The 16,772-nt window shown below is 69.9% G+C and carries 22 protein-coding genes and 1 tRNA gene; 8 read left to right on the top strand and 15 right to left on the bottom strand.

What is annotated here, in order from left to right:
- Positions 1–8 precede the first annotated feature (8 nt).
- Entirely contained in the window at positions 9–1,196 is a 1,188-nt protein-coding gene (gene mnmA / locus FO470_RS06945) for a tRNA 2-thiouridine(34) synthase MnmA (RefSeq protein WP_144342225.1), read from the bottom strand.
- Between the two features lie 334 nt (positions 1,197–1,530).
- On the opposite strand from mnmA, the gene sciP reads away from it, so the two are divergent.
- Complete coding sequence (gene sciP / locus FO470_RS06940; protein WP_144342224.1) at positions 1,531–1,806, top strand: CtrA inhibitor SciP; 276 nt, start codon at positions 1,531–1,533, stop codon at positions 1,804–1,806.
- A gap of 80 nt (positions 1,807–1,886) precedes the next feature.
- On the opposite strand, the gene phnN is transcribed toward sciP, so the two are convergent.
- The 10 genes from phnN to phnG form a co-directional block, all read right to left on the bottom strand.
- The gene (gene phnN, locus FO470_RS06935; protein ID WP_244616706.1) at positions 1,887–2,459 is read right to left on the bottom strand and encodes a phosphonate metabolism protein/1,5-bisphosphokinase (PRPP-forming) PhnN; all 573 of its coding nucleotides are present in this window, start codon (positions 2,457–2,459) and stop codon (positions 1,887–1,889) included.
- The gene (locus FO470_RS06930) at positions 2,456–3,595 is read right to left on the bottom strand and encodes an alpha-D-ribose 1-methylphosphonate 5-triphosphate diphosphatase (RefSeq protein ID WP_144342223.1); all 1,140 of its coding nucleotides are present in this window, start codon (positions 3,593–3,595) and stop codon (positions 2,456–2,458) included. Before FO470_RS06930 ends, phnN begins: the two co-directional genes overlap by 4 nt.
- A 147-nt stretch (positions 3,596–3,742) precedes the next feature.
- A complete protein-coding gene (phnL, locus tag FO470_RS06925) occupies positions 3,743–4,456 on the bottom strand; it encodes a phosphonate C-P lyase system protein PhnL (protein ID WP_144342222.1) in 714 nt (237 codons plus the stop codon).
- Between the two features lie 20 nt (positions 4,457–4,476).
- Entirely contained in the window at positions 4,477–4,632 is a 156-nt protein-coding gene (locus tag FO470_RS19495; protein ID WP_159598689.1) for a hypothetical protein, read from the bottom strand.
- 11 nt (positions 4,633–4,643) lie between these two features.
- On the bottom strand, positions 4,644–5,438 hold the full coding sequence (gene phnK / locus FO470_RS06920) for a phosphonate C-P lyase system protein PhnK (RefSeq protein WP_144342221.1): 795 nt from the start codon (positions 5,436–5,438) through the stop codon (positions 4,644–4,646).
- Positions 5,435–5,965 (bottom strand): GNAT family N-acetyltransferase, encoded by a 531-nt coding sequence (locus tag FO470_RS06915; protein WP_144342220.1) that lies wholly within the window; start codon positions 5,963–5,965, stop codon positions 5,435–5,437. Before FO470_RS06915 ends, phnK begins: the two co-directional genes overlap by 4 nt.
- The gene (locus FO470_RS06910) at positions 5,962–6,951 is read right to left on the bottom strand and encodes an alpha-D-ribose 1-methylphosphonate 5-phosphate C-P-lyase PhnJ (RefSeq protein ID WP_246659544.1); all 990 of its coding nucleotides are present in this window, start codon (positions 6,949–6,951) and stop codon (positions 5,962–5,964) included. Before FO470_RS06910 ends, FO470_RS06915 begins: the two co-directional genes overlap by 4 nt.
- A 5-nt stretch (positions 6,952–6,956) precedes the next feature.
- Positions 6,957–8,075 carry a carbon-phosphorus lyase complex subunit gene (locus tag FO470_RS06905; RefSeq protein ID WP_144342219.1) on the bottom strand — a complete coding sequence of 373 codons (1,119 nt, stop codon included), beginning with the start codon at positions 8,073–8,075 and terminating at the stop codon, positions 6,957–6,959.
- Between the two features lie 4 nt (positions 8,076–8,079).
- Positions 8,080–8,685, bottom strand: a complete 606-nt coding sequence (phnH, locus tag FO470_RS06900; protein WP_144342218.1) for a phosphonate C-P lyase system protein PhnH — start codon at positions 8,683–8,685, stop codon at positions 8,080–8,082.
- Between the two features lies 1 nt (position 8,686).
- Positions 8,687–9,163: a phosphonate C-P lyase system protein PhnG gene (gene phnG / locus FO470_RS06895; protein WP_144342217.1), complete on the bottom strand. Its 477-nt coding sequence runs from the start codon at positions 9,161–9,163 to the stop codon at positions 8,687–8,689.
- Between the two features lie 105 nt (positions 9,164–9,268).
- On the opposite strand from phnG, the gene phnF reads away from it, so the two are divergent.
- Both phnF and FO470_RS06885 read left to right on the top strand, forming a co-directional pair.
- Positions 9,269–10,063, top strand: coding sequence for a phosphonate metabolism transcriptional regulator PhnF (gene phnF, locus FO470_RS06890; protein WP_144342216.1), 795 nt, complete (start codon positions 9,269–9,271; stop codon positions 10,061–10,063).
- An 11-nt stretch (positions 10,064–10,074) separates the two neighbouring features.
- Positions 10,075–10,683, top strand: a complete 609-nt coding sequence (locus tag FO470_RS06885; protein WP_144342215.1) for a pyridoxamine 5'-phosphate oxidase family protein — start codon at positions 10,075–10,077, stop codon at positions 10,681–10,683.
- Positions 10,684–10,912: 229 nt separating this feature from the next.
- Here FO470_RS06885 and FO470_RS06880 read toward each other — a convergent pair whose 3' ends face one another.
- Both FO470_RS06880 and FO470_RS06875 read right to left on the bottom strand, forming a co-directional pair.
- Complete coding sequence (locus tag FO470_RS06880) at positions 10,913–11,206, bottom strand: hypothetical protein (protein WP_186291876.1); 294 nt, start codon at positions 11,204–11,206, stop codon at positions 10,913–10,915.
- Between the two features lie 146 nt (positions 11,207–11,352).
- Complete coding sequence (locus tag FO470_RS06875) at positions 11,353–12,447, bottom strand: alpha-hydroxy acid oxidase (protein WP_144342214.1); 1,095 nt, start codon at positions 12,445–12,447, stop codon at positions 11,353–11,355.
- A gap of 180 nt (positions 12,448–12,627) precedes the next feature.
- On the opposite strand from FO470_RS06875, the gene FO470_RS06870 reads away from it, so the two are divergent.
- A complete protein-coding gene (locus tag FO470_RS06870; RefSeq protein ID WP_144342213.1) occupies positions 12,628–13,230 on the top strand; it encodes a hypothetical protein in 603 nt (200 codons plus the stop codon).
- 25 nt (positions 13,231–13,255) lie between these two features.
- On the opposite strand, the gene FO470_RS06865 is transcribed toward FO470_RS06870, so the two are convergent.
- Entirely contained in the window at positions 13,256–14,185 is a 930-nt protein-coding gene (locus tag FO470_RS06865) for a metallophosphoesterase family protein (RefSeq protein WP_144342212.1), read from the bottom strand.
- A 30-nt stretch (positions 14,186–14,215) separates the two neighbouring features.
- On the opposite strand from FO470_RS06865, the gene FO470_RS06860 reads away from it, so the two are divergent.
- On the top strand, positions 14,216–14,722 hold the full coding sequence (locus FO470_RS06860) for an NUDIX domain-containing protein (RefSeq protein WP_246659502.1): 507 nt from the start codon (positions 14,216–14,218) through the stop codon (positions 14,720–14,722).
- Between the two features lie 110 nt (positions 14,723–14,832).
- A tRNA-Met gene (locus FO470_RS06855) sits at positions 14,833–14,909 on the top strand.
- 28 nt (positions 14,910–14,937) lie between these two features.
- On the opposite strand, the gene FO470_RS06850 is transcribed toward FO470_RS06855, so the two are convergent.
- Positions 14,938–15,270 carry a hypothetical protein gene (locus tag FO470_RS06850; protein WP_210244911.1) on the bottom strand — a complete coding sequence of 111 codons (333 nt, stop codon included), beginning with the start codon at positions 15,268–15,270 and terminating at the stop codon, positions 14,938–14,940.
- Positions 15,271–15,626: 356 nt separating this feature from the next.
- Between FO470_RS06850 and FO470_RS06845 the strand changes: the two genes are divergently transcribed.
- Positions 15,627–15,857 carry a hypothetical protein gene (locus FO470_RS06845; protein ID WP_244616726.1) on the top strand — a complete coding sequence of 77 codons (231 nt, stop codon included), beginning with the start codon at positions 15,627–15,629 and terminating at the stop codon, positions 15,855–15,857.
- Positions 15,858–15,869: 12 nt separating this feature from the next.
- Positions 15,870–16,769 (top strand): dihydrodipicolinate synthase family protein, encoded by a 900-nt coding sequence (locus tag FO470_RS06840; RefSeq protein ID WP_144342210.1) that lies wholly within the window; start codon positions 15,870–15,872, stop codon positions 16,767–16,769.
- The last annotated feature ends 3 nt before the right edge of the window (positions 16,770–16,772 follow it).

Genomic DNA, 16,772 nt, shown 5'->3' with positions numbered 1-16,772 from the left:
CGTCCGACTCACGCCGAACGAGCCATCATCGTCACCTCAGGTGTCACTGCGGTGAAGGGCTGCGGCGCGCGGCGGATCACCCCGCCGCCCAGCAGCCGCGCCCCCGCGCCGCCATCCTCGTAGAAGACGCAGGCCTGCCCCGGCGCCACGCCTTCCTCCGCATTGTGCAGGTGCACCTCGATCCCGCCATCGGCCGCGCGCACCAGATGGCCGGGCGTCGGCGCGCGAGCCGAACGCACCTTCACATGGATCTCGCGCTCCGCAGCGGCCGCCGCCTCCAGCGGCTCGTCGCCCAGCCAGTTCACCTCGTCGACGCGGATGGCGGAAACGCCCAGCGCCGAGCGCGGGCCCACCAGCACGCGGCGGCGGGCGGCGTCGATGCCGACGACATAGAGCGGCTCGGAGGCGGCGATGCCGAGCCCCTTGCGCTGGCCGATGGTGTAGCGCATCACCCCGGCGTGCCGGCCCAGCACGCGCCCGTCGAGATGCACGATCTCGCCCGGCTCGGCCGCCTCGGGGCGCAGCTTCTCGACGATGGCGGTGTAGTGCCCGTTCGGCACGAAGCAGATATCCTGGCTGTCCGGCTTGTCGGCCACCTTCAGCCCGAAGCTCTCCGCCAGCGCCCGCACCTCCGGCTTGGTGGTCTCGCCGAGCGGGAAGCGGAGCATGTCGATCTGCCCCTGCGTAGTGGCGTAGAGGAAGTAGCTCTGGTCCCGGCTTTCGTCGAGCGGACGGAACAGCCCGCGCCGCCCGCCTTCCAGCGCGCGGCTGGTGACGTAGTGCCCGGTGGCGAGGATGTCGGCCCCGAGGTCGCGCGCGGTCTCCAGCAGGTCGCGGAACTTGACCGTACGGTTGCAGTCCACGCAGGGGATCGGCGTTTCCCCGGCCGCATAGGCGTCGGCGAAGCGCTCGATCACCGCGTGGCGGAAGCGGCTCTCATAGTCGAGCACGTAATGGGGAATGCCGAGCTTCTCGGCCACGGTACGCGCGTCGTAGATGTCCTGCCCGGCGCAGCAGGCGCCGGGGCGATGGTGCATCGCCTCGCCATGATCGTAGAGCTGCAGCGTCACGCCGACCACGTCGTAGCCCGCCTGCGCGTAGAGCGCCGCCACCACCGAGGAATCCACGCCGCCCGACATCGCGACGACCACGCGCGTCTGGCTCGGGGGGCGGGATGTATCGTCGAGGCGGATCATGACCTGGCAACGGGACGCGAAAAACGGGAGCGCCTCGCGCAAAGCGGCGGGGCGTCCACCTATATAGGCCACGACGGCGCCGGTATGAACCCTGCCGCCTTTCGAAACGGCCGGGCAACGCGCTTTTCTGACAATCGGCGGCGGTAACCACGCCCGCGCCGGCCCCCGGCCGTCCCGCCTGCCCTCGCGGGGCCAACCGTAAACAAAGTCCTGCGCAAATATTAACGAAGCAGCAGGACCTTGATGCTCACCAGAGCGTGATTCGCTTAGGGAAATATTTAAAGCTGATCAGCTACGTTTCTGTCATTGGTCGTGTGTATTGAGTGAGCGTAACATGACAGAACCCTATCGCCCGAGGGTGAAATATGTAATCGGGCCGGACGGAAGTCCGCTGACCATTGCCGATCTGCCCCCGCCCAACACCCGGCGGTGGGTCATCCGACGCAAGGCGGAAGTCGTCGCCGCCGTCCGGGGCGGTCTCCTCAGCCTGGAGGAGGCCTGCAAGCGTTATACTTTGACCACTGAAGAGTTTCTGTCGTGGCAGGCGTCCATCGACCGCCACGGACTTGCCGGCCTGCGCACCACGCGCATCCAGCAGTACCGGCAGTAAACCGGAATTCCATCTGAGCGCCGATCATGGCCGGGCCCCGTCCCGGCCATTTTCGTTTCCGGGCGCCGCTTTCCGCCGCCTCACAGGCCGCGCAGATAGGCCGCCAGCTTCTCGCCGGCGACCTCCGCCGGCCCGTCATTGACGATGGTGAGGTCCGGCGGCGCGTCGAGCGCCGGCTCGCGGGCGAGACGCGCGCGCACCGCCTCGCCGCTCTCGCGCCCGCGCGCCGCGATCCGCTCCGCCAGCACGTCGAGCGGCGCCGTCACATGCACCACCTTCACACGCGCGAAGCGGGCCCGCGCCGCCGGCACCGCCGCGCGCGAGCCGTTGGCGACCACGATGCGGCCGGCGGCGACATCCTCCGCCACCTCCGCTCCCAGCGCGTAACCGAGGCCGTTCGCCCGCCAGTGCAGCGGAAAGCTGCCCAGCGCCATCTCCCGGGCGAACGCATCCTCGTCGAGCGCGATGTGGTTCTCGGTGGCATCGGCCGGTCGGGTGATGCGCCGGCGCGCGAAGCGTATGTCCTCGCGCCCTTTCAGATGCCCGCGCGCATAGGCGATCAGCGTGTCCTTGCCGGCGCCGGAAGGCCCGACCACCAGCACCAGCAGCCCCGGGCCCAGCGGCGCGGGATCGACGGGGTTCGCCGCGCTCACGCGATCCGCTCCCCGCCGCGCCACACGGCGCGCGCCACCGGCGCCGGGCCGGAGGCAGCCACGCGGATGAAGTCTGCCCGCAGCCCCGGCGCCAGCCGCCCGCGATCGGCGAGCCCGGCGGCATCCGCCGGGCTCGCGCTCACCATGGCGACCGCCTGCGGCAGGGTGATGCCGTCCACCAGCCCCGGCAGCGCGAAGGCGGCGAGCAGCAGGCTGCCCGGCACATAGTCTGAGGACAGGATGTCGAGCACGCCCCGCCGCGCCAGGCTCTCGGCCGCCACATTGCCGGTATGCGAGCCCCCGCGCACGATGTTCGGCGCGCCCATCAGCACGCGGATGCCGGCGGCGTGCGAGCCGTCCGCCGCAAGGTCGGTGGTGGGGAACTCGGCAATCGCCACCCCGTCCTCGATCGCGTCGGCGACATGCGCGACGGTGGCGTCGTCATGGCTCGCCAGCACGATGCCGCGCCCGCGCGCCAGTTCCACCAGCCGCGCCCGGTTGGTGCGGGCGAAGTTCGCATGGGCGTTCTGGCGGTCGGCGACGATGATGTCCATCTCGGCGTCGGTCAGCCCGCTCTTCTTCTTGTAGTAGCTGCGGAACTTCTCCTCGGTGAGGAACTGGCGCTGGCCCGGCGTGTGGTCCATCAGCGAGATGAGGCGCACATCGGCGCTCTCCATCAGCGCCTGCGCGTCCTCCACCACGCCGTCCGCCGCCACCTCGCAGCGCAGGTGCACCCGGTGCTCGGCGCGCAGCAGCCCGGCTTCGGCCGCCTGCCGGATGGTCGATGCCAGCAGCGGCGCATCGCCGTCCATGCCCACCGCCCGCTTGTCCGGCCAGACGCGCAGCGAATCGTACACCGTGGTGATGCCGGAGGCGGCGACCTGCGCGTCATAGGCCGTCACCGCCGCGAAGGCGTTCCACAGCACGCGCGGACGCGGGTAGAGATGCCCCTCCACATGGTCGGTGTGCAGCTCGACGAAGCCGGGCAGCACATGGTCGCCGCCGAGATCCTGCGCCGAACGCGGCGCCGATCCCTCTCCGATCTCGGCGATGAGGCCGTCGCGGACCACGAGATGGCCTTCGCGCACCTCGTCCTCCAGCACCAGCCGCGCATTGGCGAACACCGTCTCCGTCATCTGTCCCTCACCAACCACCCCACCCGGACTTCGTCATGGCCGGGCTCGGCCCGGCCATCCACGCCTTCCTTGTCTCCACGCCGCCCGCAAGTCGTAAATTCCCGGGCGAAGCCCGGGGATGACGTACAGCAAGCTCACGCCCCAGTTTCACGCCGCCTGCGCGAAATCCGTCACGTCGATCACCCGGTCGCACACCGCCTCGCGCACCTCCGTGTCGTGGAAGATGCCGAGAATGGCGACGCCCGCGCGCTTCTTCTCCTCGATGAGCCCGACCACCACCTGCCGGTTCGCCGCGTCGAGCGAGGCCGTCGGCTCATCCATCAGCAGCAGCGGGCGATGGGCGATCAGCCCGCGCGCGATGTTCACGCGCTGCTGTTCACCTCCGGAAAAGGTAGCCGGCGGCAGGCTCCACAGCCGCTCCGGCAGGTTCAGCCGCGCCAGCAGCTCGCCCGCCCGCGCCGTCGCCTCCTCGCGCGGCACCCCGTCGCCGATCAGCGGCTCAGCCACCACGTCGAGCGCCCCGACGCGCGGGATCACCCGCAGGAACTGGCTGACATAGCCCATCGTGTCCTCGCGCAGCCGGATCAGCCGGCGCGGCGAGGTGCGCGCGACATCCACCGTCTCGGCGCCGTCGCGCACGAGAATGGCGCCGGCGTCGACCCGGTAATTGCCGTAGACCATCTTCAGCAGCGAGCTCTTGCCCGCCCCCGAAGGCCCGCCCAGCGCCACGCACTCCCCGGCGAACAGCTCGAAGCCCGCGCCGTTCACCACCGGCAGCCGCGCCCCTTCGCGCAGATGCAGCACGAAGGTCTTGGCGACCCCGGAGACAGAGAGGATGGGGCCGAGGAGAGATCGGTTCATCGGTTCGCTCGTGAGCTCATTCATGACGGGACGCCTTCCGCCAATGCGACGTCATGGCCGGGCTTGGCCCGGCCATCCATGCCCTGGACCGGGCGCATCGGCGGGACCGCGTGGATCCCCGGGTCAAGCCCGGGGATGACGGCGTTCTCGTTGGCAACATGCCGCGTGGAGATCATGTCCTCTCCCCTCACGCCGCCAGAACCGAGGACACCAGCAACTGCGTATAGGGCTCGCGCGGATCGTCGAGCACCTGGTCGGTCAGCCCGGTCTCGATCACCCGTCCCTGCCGCATCACCACCATGCGGTGGGAGAGCAGCCGCGCCACCGCGAGGTCGTGGGTGACGATGATCACCGCCAGCCCCAGCTCCGACACCAGCCCCCGGATGAGGTCCAGCAGCCGCGCCTGCACCGAGACGTCGAGCCCTCCCGTCGGCTCGTCCATGAACACGAGGCGCGGGCGCGTCACGAGGTTGCGGGCGATCTGCAGCCGCTGGCGCATACCGCCGGAAAAGGCGCGCGGGTCGTCATCGATGCGGTCGCTGGCGATCTCCACCCGGCCGAGCCAGTCTATGGCCTCGTCGCGGATATTGCCGTAGTGGCGCCAGCCCACCGCCATCAGCCGCTCGCCGACATTGCCGCCGGCCGAGACCGCCATGCGCAGCCCGTCCGCCGGGTTCTGCCGCACGAAGCCCCAGTCGGTGCGCATCAGCAGCCGCCGTTCCGCCGGGCCGAGCGTGGCGAGGTCGGCCAGCCGCCCGTCGCGCATGCGGTAGGAAACGCAGCCCGCCGTGGGAGCGAGCTCGGTCGAGAGCAGGCCGAGCAGGGTCGACTTGCCCGAGCCGCTCTCGCCCACCACCGCCAGCACCTCACCGGGATAGACCTCCAGCGAGACGTCACGGCAGCCGATGCGGGCGCCGTAATTCTTGCCGAGCCCCTCGGCGACGAGCAGCGGGGCATCGTCGGTCGCAATCGGGTTGGTCATGATACGCGCTCCGTCACATCCGTTCCGCCGGGTCCGCCGTCATGGCCCGGCATGACGTCGATCAGGGGGGAGCCGCCTCCCTCTCCCAGCTCCGTGTAGAAGCTGAAGCCGTGCCGCTCGAAGCCGAGGCTTTCATAGAAGGCGTGCGCCCGCTCGCGCGACATCCGCGTCGACAGGGCCGCCTTGTAGCAGCCCTTCTCGCGGGCGAGGTCGAGCGCCCGGCCCATCATGGCGCGGCCGATGCCCCGCCCCTGCGCCGTACCGGCGACCGCCACCGCCTCGATCACCGCCGAGCGCGAGCCCCGGTGCGCGAGGTTCTCCACGACGAGCAGCGTATAGGTGCCGAGCACCTCGCCATCCACCTCCGCGACATGGAGCGTGTAGTCGGGATAGCGGGCCATGCGGTCGAACACCGCCCGCGCCTCGGCGAGATCAAGTGCGTCGTCGGGATCAAGCTCGCGATAAAGCTCCAGCACCGCCGGCAGGTCTGCCGGCCCGGCGGGGCGCACGACGAGATCGGCGCTCATGGCCGAACCTCCCCGCCGGAGGCCCCCTCACCCGCTGCTTCGGAGCGATCTCTCCCCGGCGGGGAGAGGTGAAGAGCCCCGCCTTCTGCCCCCTCTCCCCGAGGGGGGAAGGGTTGGCGTGAGGGGGAAGCGCCGGACATCTCGCCCCGGTGCCCCTCTTCCTGCCGTGTGTTGCAGTAGTCGGTGTCCGAGCACACGAACATCCGCCCGCCTTTGTCGTCGAGGATCACCTCGTCGAGATAGACGCCCGTCGCCGCGCAGAGCGCACAGGGCTTGGCGAAGCGCTGGACGCGGAAGGGGTGGTCCTCGAAGTCCAGCGAGCGAACCTTGGTGTGCGGCGGAATGGCGTAGATGCGCTTCTCGCGCCCGGCGCCGAAGAGCTGCAGCGCAGGGCAGTCGTCCATCTTCGGGTTGTCGAATTTCGGGATCGGCGAGGGGTCCATCACATAGCGCCCCGCGACCTCGACCGGATAGGCGTAGGTAGTGGCGATATGCCCGTGCCGGGCGATGTCCTCATAGAGCTTCACATGCATCAGGCCGTATTCGGCTAGCGCATGGAGCTGGCGCGTCTCGGTCTCGCGCGGCTCGAGGAAGCGCAGCGGCTCGGGGATCGGCACCTGATAGACGAGAATCTGGTCTTCCCTGAGCGGCGTCTCGGGAACGCGGTGGCGGGTCTGGATCACCGTCGCCTCGCGCGTCGAGGTCGTCGTCGCCACCCGCGCCGTCTTCTCGAAGAAGCCGCGGATCGCCACGGCGTTCGTCGTGTCGTCGGCCCCCTGGTCGATCACCTTCAGCACGTCGTCGCGGCCGAGCACGGCGGCGGTCACCTGCACGCCGCCGGTGCCCCAGCCATAGGGCATCGGCATCTCGCGCGCGGCGAACGGCACCTGATAGCCGGGAACGGCGATCGCCTTGAGGATCGCCCGGCGGATCATCCGTTTCGTCTGCTCGTCGAGATAGGCGAAGTTGTAGGTAATGGCAGGCATCGCGCTCATTCCGCGGCCTCCTTCATTTCCGTCTCATGTTCCGACCGCATGCGGCGCACGAGGTCCAGCTCGGCCTGGAAGTCGACGTAGTGCGGCAGCTTCAGATGCTCGACGAAGCCCGTCGCCTGCACGTTGTCGCAGTGGGAGAGCACGAATTCCTCGTCCTGCGCCGGAGCCCCGGGCTCCTCGCCCAGCTCCTGCCAGCGCAACGCCCGCTCCACCAGCGCCATCGACATCGCCTTACGCTCGCACTGGCCGAAGACGAGGCCGTAGCCGCGTGTGAACTGCGGCGGCACCTCGGTGGAGCCCTTGAACTGGTTGACCATCTGGCATTCGGTGACCTGCACCGTGCCCAGATTCACCTCGAAGCCGAGTTCCGGCGCCTCGAACATCACCTCGACATCGCCGAAGCGGATTTCGCCGACGAAGGGGTGCGAGCGCGCATAGCCGCGCTGGGTCGAATAGCCGAGCGCCAGCAGGTAGCCCTCGTCGCCCCGCGCCAGCGTCTGCAGGCGCGTCGCGCGGTCCACGGGAAAGCTCACCGGCGCACGGGTGATGTCGAAGGGCTCGCCCCCGTCGTCGGCGGGCGAGGCCTCGATCAGCCCCTCCTCCCCGAGCAGGTCGGTGACGCGCGGCATGATCTCCGCAACGCTACGCGCAACGCTACTCGCGGCGCCCTCTGCAACCCCGCTGCTACTCTCCGTGCTACGGATTTCGCTACTGTCCAGAGAGGTATCCAGCAACCGATGCGTATAGTCGAAGGTGGGCCCGAGAAGCTGCCCGCCGGGCAGGTCCTTGTAGGTCGCCGACACCCGCCGGCGCACCAGCATGCGGGCCGTGTCGAGCGGCTGCGCGCTGCCGAAGCGCGGCAGCGTGGTGCGGAAGGCGCGGATGAGGAAGATCGCCTCGATCAGGTCGCCGCGCGCCTGCTTCACCGCCAGCGCCGCCAGCTCGACGTCATAGAGCGAACCCTCGGCCATCACCCGATCCACCGCCAGCGTCAATTGCGCGGCGATCTGGTCGAGCCCGATGGAGGGCAGATTCTCGTTTCCGCGCCGGCGTTTGGCCAGCAGCGCGTGCGCGTTTCGGATGGCCTTCTCGCCGCCCTTGGCCGCCACATACATCGGCTCAGCCCTCCTTCACCGTCACGGAACGCGGCAGCCCCGCCACCCCGCCGGCACCCGCCAGCAGGAGGTCGACACCAAGCGGAAAAAGCGCCCGGTTGGCCGCCATGCGGGGGACGAAATCCGCCGGCAGCGGCGCCGCGCCGAAGGCCGCCCGCCCCTCGATGCCCGGTCCTTCCAGCGTGAGCCCGTCGCCGAACGCCTCCACCTGCACGATCAGCGTCGCGGAAGCGTCGGGATAATCCGGCGCCCCCTGCGCAAAGACCCTGAAATCCGGCATTTCCCGGGGATCGGTGACAAGCGCGAAGCGCGCTTCGCGGGGATCCTCGACGATCGCCGCGCCGGTATGGAAGCGCAGGAACGCCGCCACCGCCGGCACGCCGGCAAGCCGCGCGTCCAGCCAGAGCGGCGTCTCGTAATCGCACAGCGCCAGAACCAGCGCCGCCGCCTCGCGGGAAAGCGGCGCCGGCGGCTCCAGCGCCGCGCTCACCGCCTCCACCCGCCCCGGCCGGGCCAGCGCCCACATGGCGGCACGGAACGTCGCCTGCCCGTCGAAGACCGGATCGTCGAACCCCTTCGCCGGAACGGTTTCTGCGCGTTGTGCGGACATCTCAGTCCTCCCCACGCACGAGAGTGAAGAAGTCGACCTTGGTCGCCGCCGTCTCAGCCCGCACGGCGTCGGCTTCTGCCGACAGTCGCTCGCGCACCGGCGCCAGCGTGTCTTCCACCGCAGCCCGCCGGCCGGCGTCCTGCCACAGCGCGTCGAGGATCGCGGCGGCGCGCGCCGCGCGGACATCGCGGCCGAGCCGGTAGGCGAAGCCGGCCGCCCCGCCCTCCAGCCGCACCGCAGCGCGGGCGACCGTCGCCTCGCCGAGATTGAACGGCGCGCCGTCGCCGCCGGTTCGTCCCCGCAGCATGACCAGCCCGACCTCCGGCGGCTTCAGATCGGACGCCGACGGCACCGGCGCGAGACGCGCCAGCATGGCGTCCAGCTCGCCCGTTTCCGCCCGTGCCAGCAGCGCCATGGCACCTTGCCGGGCGGCACGCGAAGCGTTGCCGTCACTGGTTTTCTGTTCGGGAGACTGCATCTGGGGATCCGTGCCTGCCGCGCCGTGAAGGGCGTTTACTTTTCGGCGGATTTGTATATTGATCTATACAAACAGGCAAGCGCAGTTTTGCACCGCGGTGGAAATATGAGCGAGACCGACGACAGCGCCGTGACGCATCAGCCCTTCCCGGCCGACCCGCCCGGCGACGATCCCGGCGAGGATGTCGCGCGCGGCACCGGCGTCGCCCTCTGGAAGCAGATCGTCGAACGCCTCGAGGCCGACATCGTGGAAGGCCGCCTCGCGCCCGGCACGCGCCTGCCCACGGAAATGGAGCTGTCGGAACGCTTCGGCGTGAACCGCCACACGCTGCGCCGCGCGCTCGCCATGCTCACCGACAAGCGGCTCGTCGAGGCCACGCCGGGGCGCGGCACCTTCGTGAAGGAACCGCCCATCCGCTACCCGATCGGCGCGCGCACGCGCTTTTCCGAGATCGTCTCGCGGGAGGGGCGCGCCCCCAGCGGCCGGCTCATCGGCTCGCGCATCGAGCCGGCGACGGCGGAGATCGCCGAAGCGCTGCGCCTCGCGCCGGGCGACGAGGTGCTGCGGGTCGACATGATCCGCGAGGCGGACGGCGTGCCGATCACCATCGGCTCGCACTGGTACGAGGCCGGGCGCTGCCGCGACCTCGACCTTCTGGTCGCCGCCACCGGCTCGGTGACGCGCGCGCTGGAAACGCTCGGCCTCGGCGATTACCGCCGGCTGGAGACGCGCATCACCGCCCGCCTCGCCGACGAGGAAGAACGCCGCCTTCTCAGCCTGCCCGCAGGCCGCACCGTGATGGTGATCGACGCCATAAACGGAGATGCGCAGCGCCGGCCGATCCAGTATTCACGGGCGCGCTTCTCCGCCGACCGCGTGCAGCTCGTGGTCAAGACCTGAGAGGACGCCCCATGGCTCGCATCACTCGCCCCGAAGAGCTTCGCGCCCTCTATGCTGAGATGCGCGAGCGCAGCCGTCGCAAGGTGCTGCCGGCGCTCGACATTCATTGCCGCAGCTTCATCGGCCTCTCGCCGCTGGTGATGGTGTCGAGTTTCGGGGCCGACGGGCGGGCGGACGTCACCCCGCGCGGCGACGCGCCCGGCTTCGTTCAGGTCGAGGATGCGGGCGCGCTGCTGCTGCCCGACCGGCCGGGAAACAACCGCCTGGACACGCTCACCAATCTGCTCGCCAATCCGGCGATCGGGCTGCTTTTCCTCATTCCCGGCGTCGACGAGACGCTGCGGGTCAACGGTCGGGCGGAAATCCGCGACGACGCCGACCTTCTCGCCCGCTTCGAGATCGACGGGCGCCGGCCCGCCACCGTGCTGCGGATCGAGATCGAGGAGGCCTACATGCACTGCGCCAAGGCGCTGATGCGTTCGCGCGCCTGGGACCCGGAGCGCTTCCTGCCGCGCGAGCGGCTGCCCAGCATGGGCGAGATCCTGCGCGACCAACTCGGCCTCGCGACGGCGGAAACGCAGGCGGAAATGCTGGAGCGCTACCGCGCCACGCTCTACTGATCGCCCGGCCAACGGCCGCATCGGCCAGAGGTACATTGACCAGGATGCCCGGGCCGGAGCCCAGCCAACACAGCCCGTCCTCATCCGCCTCGCCCTGTGAAGGAGCAAGGCTCAGATGACATCAGGCAGACACAAGCGGAAACGCAGCGGCCGAGACGACCACCGCCTCTCATATTCTCGCGGCTCCCGGACGGGACGGGCAGAGCGCCCGTCCCGTCCGGAAAGCGAATTACTTCGCCAGCAGCTTGTTCTTGATGAGACCGACGACGATCTGCACGATCGCGCCGGCGACACCGCCGCCCACCAGCTGACCCGCCAGCGCGGCGATGTCGAGGCCGCCCGCGGCGTCGCCGCCGGCCGCACCCAGAAGACCGCCGAGCAGCTGCCCGCCCACGCCACCACCGATGGCACCGGCGATCAGGTTGCCGATGTTGCCGAGGTCGGAATCCTTGACGACCTTGCCGCCGGCCGTGCCGCCGATGGCACCGCCAATGATCTCGGCGATAAGACTTTCGATAGCCATACTACGTAGCCCCTTCCCCAAACAGGACGCGTAGATTAGCACAAACAGAGCCAAGTAAATACGGCCTACAGCCGTTTATAATCATTTTCAGAAACAGCGACCGTTTCTGCTAACAGTTCGGCGCCACGACCTGGCGGCCCGCGCGGTCAGCCCCGCCAGATGACGTCCGGCCCGATATCCGCCAGCGTGCGGCAGCCGGTCAGTACCATCGCCACCTCGAATTCGCAGCGCAGCAGGTGCAGCACATGGGCGACGCCCGCCGGGCCCGCGACGGCGAGCGCGTAGAGATAGGGCCGCCCCACCAGCACCGCCGAGGCGCCGAACGCCAGCGCCTTCAACACGTCCGTGCCGCGCCGGATGCCGCCATCCATCAGGATCGGCACGCGGCCCGCCACCTGCTGCGCCACCGACGGCAGCACCTCGATGCTGGCGGGCAACGTGTCCAGCACCCGGCCGCCATGGTTGGAGACGACGATGCCGTCGACGCCATGGGTAATGGCGCGCTCGGCGTCCTCCGGCGTCATGATGCCCTTCAGAAGGATCGGCAGCCGCGTGATCGAGCGCAGCCAGGCGATGTCCGCCCAGCGCGCGGCAACGTCGAGATAGCCACGGAACATCAGGCTTTCGCCCAGCGCCGCCTCGGCGACGTAGTTGGTGTGGAGGCCGCGCATATTGGCGTGTTCGGAAAGCTTGGGCGGCCGGTAGCCGGCCCGCTGCTCGCGGTTGCGCAGGCTGTAGACCGGCGCGTCGACCGTCACCACCAGCGCGCCGTAGCCGGCCTCCTCGGCCCGCCGCACCAGATCGGCCGTGAAGCCGCGGTCGTGCTGGATATAGAGCTGGAACCACACCGGCGTGCGGGCGGCGCGGGCGATCTCCTCCAGCGTGAAATCCGATTCCGTGCTGACGATCATCCCCGCCTTGGCGCCGCCCGCCCCTACCACCGTGGCGATCTCGCCCTCCGGCACGGCGAGCCCGTGATGCGCCGCCGGGGCCAGCAGGATCGGGTGTTCGAAGGGCTGGCCGAACAAGGTCAGGCCGGTGCCGCCATCCGTGAAGTCGCCGAGCACGCGCGGCCTGAGCTTCAGCCGCTCGAAGGCCTCGCGATTCCAGCGCACGCTGATCTCGTCCGCCACGCCGCCGGCGTAATAGGCATAGGCCTCCGGGGTCAGCCGCTCGCGGGCCAGCGGCTCATAATCGTCCGGTGCGACCACGCCCGGCGGAATCTCGAAGCTTCGCGTCATACGGTCCTCAAATCCCGGCGCGTGGAACCCTGCCTGCCGGCGCTTCCCTTCCCGTTTCATAATCCCTTCCGCGAGCACGTGCAGCATCGTGCGGCACGAACGGCCCATTAACCGCATCGGTCTATGATGTGCAGGAAGGCGTGTGCGCCGCAGGCGGCAGTAAACGGGGATCCGGGGCGAATGGACGAGAGCGAGCGCTTGCGCGGCGATACGCCCGGCCTGTCGCTGCGGGAAGCCATCCGCGCCGCGCGGGTGGAGGCGGCGGAGCGTTCGGGCGTCATCGTCGAGCTGCGCGACGCCAGCCTCACCCGGCTGTCCATGCTCAACGAGCTGCTGGACCCGATCTTCACGGAGGTGCCGCTGGAGCATGCCGAGCTCTTCGACCGGGGTCTGATGCCCGGCGAGACACCGCGCCTGTTCGTCGACATGGTGGCCCATGTGACACTCGCTCGCGACCATCGCACCTACCGCTTCCTGCAAGACACCCGCTCCGGGCGGCGTGTGCTGGCGGAAAGCGCGAATCCTTATGACATCGTCGACGCAGTGACGCGCTATGTCGCCCGGCGCCTGATCGCCCGCGAGCAGGCGATGGTGGCGGTCAACGTGCCGCCGGAAACGACGGCCGAACCGCATCCCACACCGCACCATCCCGTACCCGAACCGGCGCCGGCTGCGACCGGCGGCTGGCGCCGCGCGGTCCTGCCTTTCGTGCTGGGGATCATCATCGGCGCCCTGGCGATGCTGGCGCTGGCGGTGCTGCACCCGGAATTCAGCCTGCGCTGAACGGCCCACGCCCGCGCTGAATGGATCAGCCGGCGCTGACGGGCTCCGTCAGCACCCGCACGCTGCGCGTCGCCACGGTCGGATCGCCGCGCTGGAAGCCGCGCGCCTCCATGGTGCAGCGCCAGGGGAAAGGCGCCCCCGGCACCCGCTCGATCCGGTAGAGGTGATACCCGCCCGGCCAATGCCGGTCGTCCGGCCCGGCGGCGAAGGACGGCGCCTCCACCACCGGGATCAGCGCGGAATGCGGCCCGGGAAGCATCTCCACCATCTGCACATGGTCGTGGCCGCAGATGACGAGCTCGGCGCCATGGCGCGCCAGCACCTCCCGCACCGCCTCCTCGTCGATCAGCCGCTTGTGCCCGGCCCGCACGCCGCAGGGCGGGTGATGGATCATCACCACGCGGAACAGCCCCTCCTCCGCGAGGCCATCCAGTACGTGGGCCAGCCGCTCGCGCTGCGCCCGCCCGACCTTGCCGGTCGCCATGAAGGGCCGGGTGGGAATGGCCGTCGAGACGCCGACCAGCGCCACGCCCTCGCGCCGGCGCACGAAGGGAAAGGCGCTCTCGGCGGTGACGTCGCCGTTCACCCCGTCGCCGCGCATATAGTCGCCCCAGTTGAGCAGCGAATGATGAGCGGTGGAGCGCACATAGGCGTCGTGATTGCCCGGCACCACGGTCACGTCCGCCCCGCCGCCGAGCGACTTCAGAAAGTTCAGACCGGTGAGATATTCGGCCGCGAGGCCGACATTCACCAGATCGCCGGTGACCGCGATGTGGTTCGGCGCCTGCGCCTTGATGTCGGCCACCAGCAGGTCGATGGTGGCGATGTTGAATCGGTGCTGGCGCCCGCGCCGCCAGTTGAGCACGCCAAGCGCGCGCTTCCCGGCAAGCTCGGCGAAGCGCGCGCGGGGAAGCGGTCCCAGATGGGCGTCGGTGAGATGGGCGAGGACAAACACAAGGACTTCCTTACCAGCCCGCGACAGCGGATGGAACGCTTTCCCAGCGGCACCGCCGCCACTCCCCCGCCCATGCCGATGTCCCGGCGTCTGCTCACGCGCCTTCTGCATCGCTGGGGCCGGCTGACCCGCGGCGTCACGCTCGGCGTGCGGGGCGTGGTGATCGACGAGGGCGGCGCCATCCTGCTGCTGCGCCATACCTATGTGCCGGGCTGGCACCTGCCGGGCGGCGGCGTCGAGCCGGGCGAAACCGCCGAAACGGCGCTCATCCGCGAGCTTCAGGAAGAAGCGGCGGTGACGCCCCTCGCCCCGCCGCGCCTGCACGGGCTGCTGCTCAACCGGCATCTCGCCGCGCGCGATCACGTTGTCGTCTATGTGATCGAGCGTTTCGAGCAAGGGATCGCCGCCGTCCCGAATCGCGAGATCGCCGAGATCGGCTTCTTCGCGCCGCACGCCCTGCCCGACGACACCTCGCCGGCGACGCGCCGACGCATCGACGAGGTCCTCGACGGCACAGCCCCGGCGGCACATTGGTAGGGATTGGCGGGATATCCGCGGGCGATGCCGGCTTTCCCGCCTTGACACCATCCGGCCCCCTTCCTTATATCGCGCCACTCTGCGTGCTGGCCTCGTTGCCGGCGCGTCGTGGCGGGGTAGCTCAGCTGGTTAGAGCACGGGAATCATAATCCTGGGGTCGGGGGTTCAAGTCCCTCTCCCGCTACCACTTAACTCCTTGAGATAACCAGAACATTTCACGCCTGCCGATCGGTGCGCTCCGGTGCGGCACCCGGCTTGGCCTTTCGCCGGAAGTGCCGCCAGGCGAGATGTCCGAGCAGCAGGGCGAGCCAGCCGGCCAGCAGCATCGTCCCGACAGGGATGGTGGCGATCATCAGCCACCCGAGAACGCCCATCGTGTAGAGCAGCCCGCCCACGTCGACGCCGGCGATCACGCACGGGGTAACGCTCCCCTCATTGACCGAGCACCCCGCCGCGCCAGCGACGAGGGAGACGATCAGCACCGACAGCACCGGAAACAGCGCGAAGCCGAGAATGGTGAGCAGGGCGACGGTATAGGCGCGGACCATGGTCCGTAGAGGTACCCCAGCCGCGCGCCGGACGCTACGGCACTCGCCGGCGTCGGACCGGAACATGCTCCCCGACCTCACTCCGTCCGGGCTCGAACACGCGCAACAGCATCCGCCATACGCTCATCAGGCTCATCATCGGCGCCTCCCCTGCTTGCGGGAGGACACCCGTGCGGCACGGGCGCATAAGGCGTCGATGCGGTTTTACCGCCGCCGGCATAAGGCGCGGGAAAAGAGCGGCGGGGCTTATGCCGTCTTTATGTAAGGCGCCGCATCTTCCCATCGCTCCTTGAGCCGGCCCTGCCTAGCTTTCGGGATGCGGCGCACATCCCGCGCCGCGTACCCGGCATGGAAACATGAGCACTCTCAAATGCATGGTCGCCGATCGTCTCAACCCGATCGCCAACCGCCTGCGTTTCGCCGTCGGCAGGGATGCCCTCGGTCGGTGGGTCGCCATCGAACTCCACGGACGCGGTGGTGGCTTTTTCCGTTCCAGGGAAGCCGCCCTGCACTACGCCACGTCCGAATGCGGCGGACGCCGCCGCGCGGTGCGCCTCGCCCGCCGCCCGCTGTCGCTTGCCCTGTGATGGAGGCCGCCCATGCTCAGCGGCACCCTTATTCCTCTGGTCACTCCCTTCCTCGCCGGCATGATCGACGAGGACGCCTTCGCCCACCACGTCGAGACGCTGCTCGCCGCCGGCGTGAGCGGCTTCGTCACCGGCGCCATCGCCGGTGAGGGCCCCACCCTGACGCCGCGCGAGAAGGAGCGGCTGATCCGCGTCGCCGTCGAGGCGACGGGCCGGCGCGTCCCGGTCATCGCCGCCACCGGCACCAACGCCACCGAGGCGACCATCCTCGCCACCCGCGCGGCGCGCGATGCCGGGGCCTCGGCGGCGCTGCTGGTGACGCCCTACTACAACAAGCCCTCGCAGGAAGGCATGTACCGGCATTTCAAGGCGGTCGCGGAAGCCGTCGACCTGCCGCTCATCCTTCACAACGCGCCCCAGCGCACGCAGGTGACGCTGGCGCCCGAGACCCTCGACCGGCTCGGGCAGCTTCCCAGCATCTTCGCGCTGCTCGACGAGAGCGACGATCTCTGCCGGCAGCGGGCGGTCGCGGAAGTCTGCACCGAGCGGCTCTGGCGCATCGCGCCGGGCAGCCTCGCCGCCTTCCTGCCCGGCCTCCGGCCGCCGCGCGCCTGCCTGTCGCTCGCCGCCAACATCGCCCCGCACCTGTGCGTGAGGCTGTGGGAACACCGGCTCGCCGGGCGCGGCAAGGACGTCGCCGCGCTGGCGGCGGCGCTCGATACGCTCCAGCACGCGCTGGACCTCGAGCCGGAGCCGGTCGGCGTCAAATACGCCATCTCGCTGCTGACGCCGATCTTCAGCCCCGCGCCGCGTCTGCCGCTCACGGCGGCAACGCCGGCCGCCGCCTCCGCCATCCGCGTCGCGCTCGCCGCCCTTGCCGGCACGCATGAGCGCGCGCTTCATCCGGTGTGAACA

Source organism: Ancylobacter moscoviensis (assembly GCF_007559435.1).
GTDB classification, from domain to species: Bacteria; Pseudomonadota; Alphaproteobacteria; order Rhizobiales; family Xanthobacteraceae; genus Ancylobacter; species Ancylobacter moscoviensis.
Note: the sequence above shows the minus strand (reverse complement) of the source record. Positions and strands in the feature narration are given on the sequence as shown.

What these genes read in the sequence shown, in the direction of transcription:
- FO470_RS06870 (WP_144342213.1), top strand. Translation starts at nt 12,628, where the DNA reads ATGGACGAGAGCGAGCGCTTGCGCGGCGATACGCCCGGCCTGTCGCTG.
- mnmA (WP_144342225.1), bottom strand. Translation starts at nt 1,196, where the DNA reads ATGATCCGCCTCGACGATACATCCCGCCCCCCGAGCCAGACGCGCGTG.
- FO470_RS06915 (WP_144342220.1), bottom strand. Translation starts at nt 5,965, where the DNA reads ATGAGCGCCGATCTCGTCGTGCGCCCCGCCGGGCCGGCAGACCTGCCG.
- FO470_RS06930 (WP_144342223.1), bottom strand. Translation starts at nt 3,595, where the DNA reads ATGACGGAGACGGTGTTCGCCAATGCGCGGCTGGTGCTGGAGGACGAG.
- FO470_RS06845 (WP_244616726.1), top strand. Translation starts at nt 15,627, where the DNA reads ATGAGCACTCTCAAATGCATGGTCGCCGATCGTCTCAACCCGATCGCC.
- FO470_RS06860 (WP_246659502.1), top strand. Translation starts at nt 14,216, where the DNA reads ATGGAACGCTTTCCCAGCGGCACCGCCGCCACTCCCCCGCCCATGCCG.
- phnK (WP_144342221.1), bottom strand. Translation starts at nt 5,438, where the DNA reads ATGACCAACCCGATTGCGACCGACGATGCCCCGCTGCTCGTCGCCGAG.
- FO470_RS06840 (WP_144342210.1), top strand. Translation starts at nt 15,870, where the DNA reads ATGCTCAGCGGCACCCTTATTCCTCTGGTCACTCCCTTCCTCGCCGGC.
- phnH (WP_144342218.1), bottom strand. Translation starts at nt 8,685, where the DNA reads ATGTCCGCACAACGCGCAGAAACCGTTCCGGCGAAGGGGTTCGACGAT.
- FO470_RS06905 (WP_144342219.1), bottom strand. Translation starts at nt 8,075, where the DNA reads ATGTATGTGGCGGCCAAGGGCGGCGAGAAGGCCATCCGAAACGCGCAC.
- FO470_RS06885 (WP_144342215.1), top strand. Translation starts at nt 10,075, where the DNA reads ATGGCTCGCATCACTCGCCCCGAAGAGCTTCGCGCCCTCTATGCTGAG.
- FO470_RS06875 (WP_144342214.1), bottom strand. Translation starts at nt 12,447, where the DNA reads ATGACGCGAAGCTTCGAGATTCCGCCGGGCGTGGTCGCACCGGACGAT.
- sciP (WP_144342224.1), top strand. Translation starts at nt 1,531, where the DNA reads ATGACAGAACCCTATCGCCCGAGGGTGAAATATGTAATCGGGCCGGAC.
- phnF (WP_144342216.1), top strand. Translation starts at nt 9,269, where the DNA reads ATGAGCGAGACCGACGACAGCGCCGTGACGCATCAGCCCTTCCCGGCC.
- phnL (WP_144342222.1), bottom strand. Translation starts at nt 4,456, where the DNA reads ATGAACCGATCTCTCCTCGGCCCCATCCTCTCTGTCTCCGGGGTCGCC.
- FO470_RS06850 (WP_210244911.1), bottom strand. Translation starts at nt 15,270, where the DNA reads ATGGTCCGCGCCTATACCGTCGCCCTGCTCACCATTCTCGGCTTCGCG.
- FO470_RS19495 (WP_159598689.1), bottom strand. Translation starts at nt 4,632, where the DNA reads ATGATCTCCACGCGGCATGTTGCCAACGAGAACGCCGTCATCCCCGGG.
- FO470_RS06880 (WP_186291876.1), bottom strand. Translation starts at nt 11,206, where the DNA reads ATGGCTATCGAAAGTCTTATCGCCGAGATCATTGGCGGTGCCATCGGC.
- FO470_RS06910 (WP_246659544.1), bottom strand. Translation starts at nt 6,951, where the DNA reads ATGCCTGCCATTACCTACAACTTCGCCTATCTCGACGAGCAGACGAAA.
- phnG (WP_144342217.1), bottom strand. Translation starts at nt 9,163, where the DNA reads ATGCAGTCTCCCGAACAGAAAACCAGTGACGGCAACGCTTCGCGTGCC.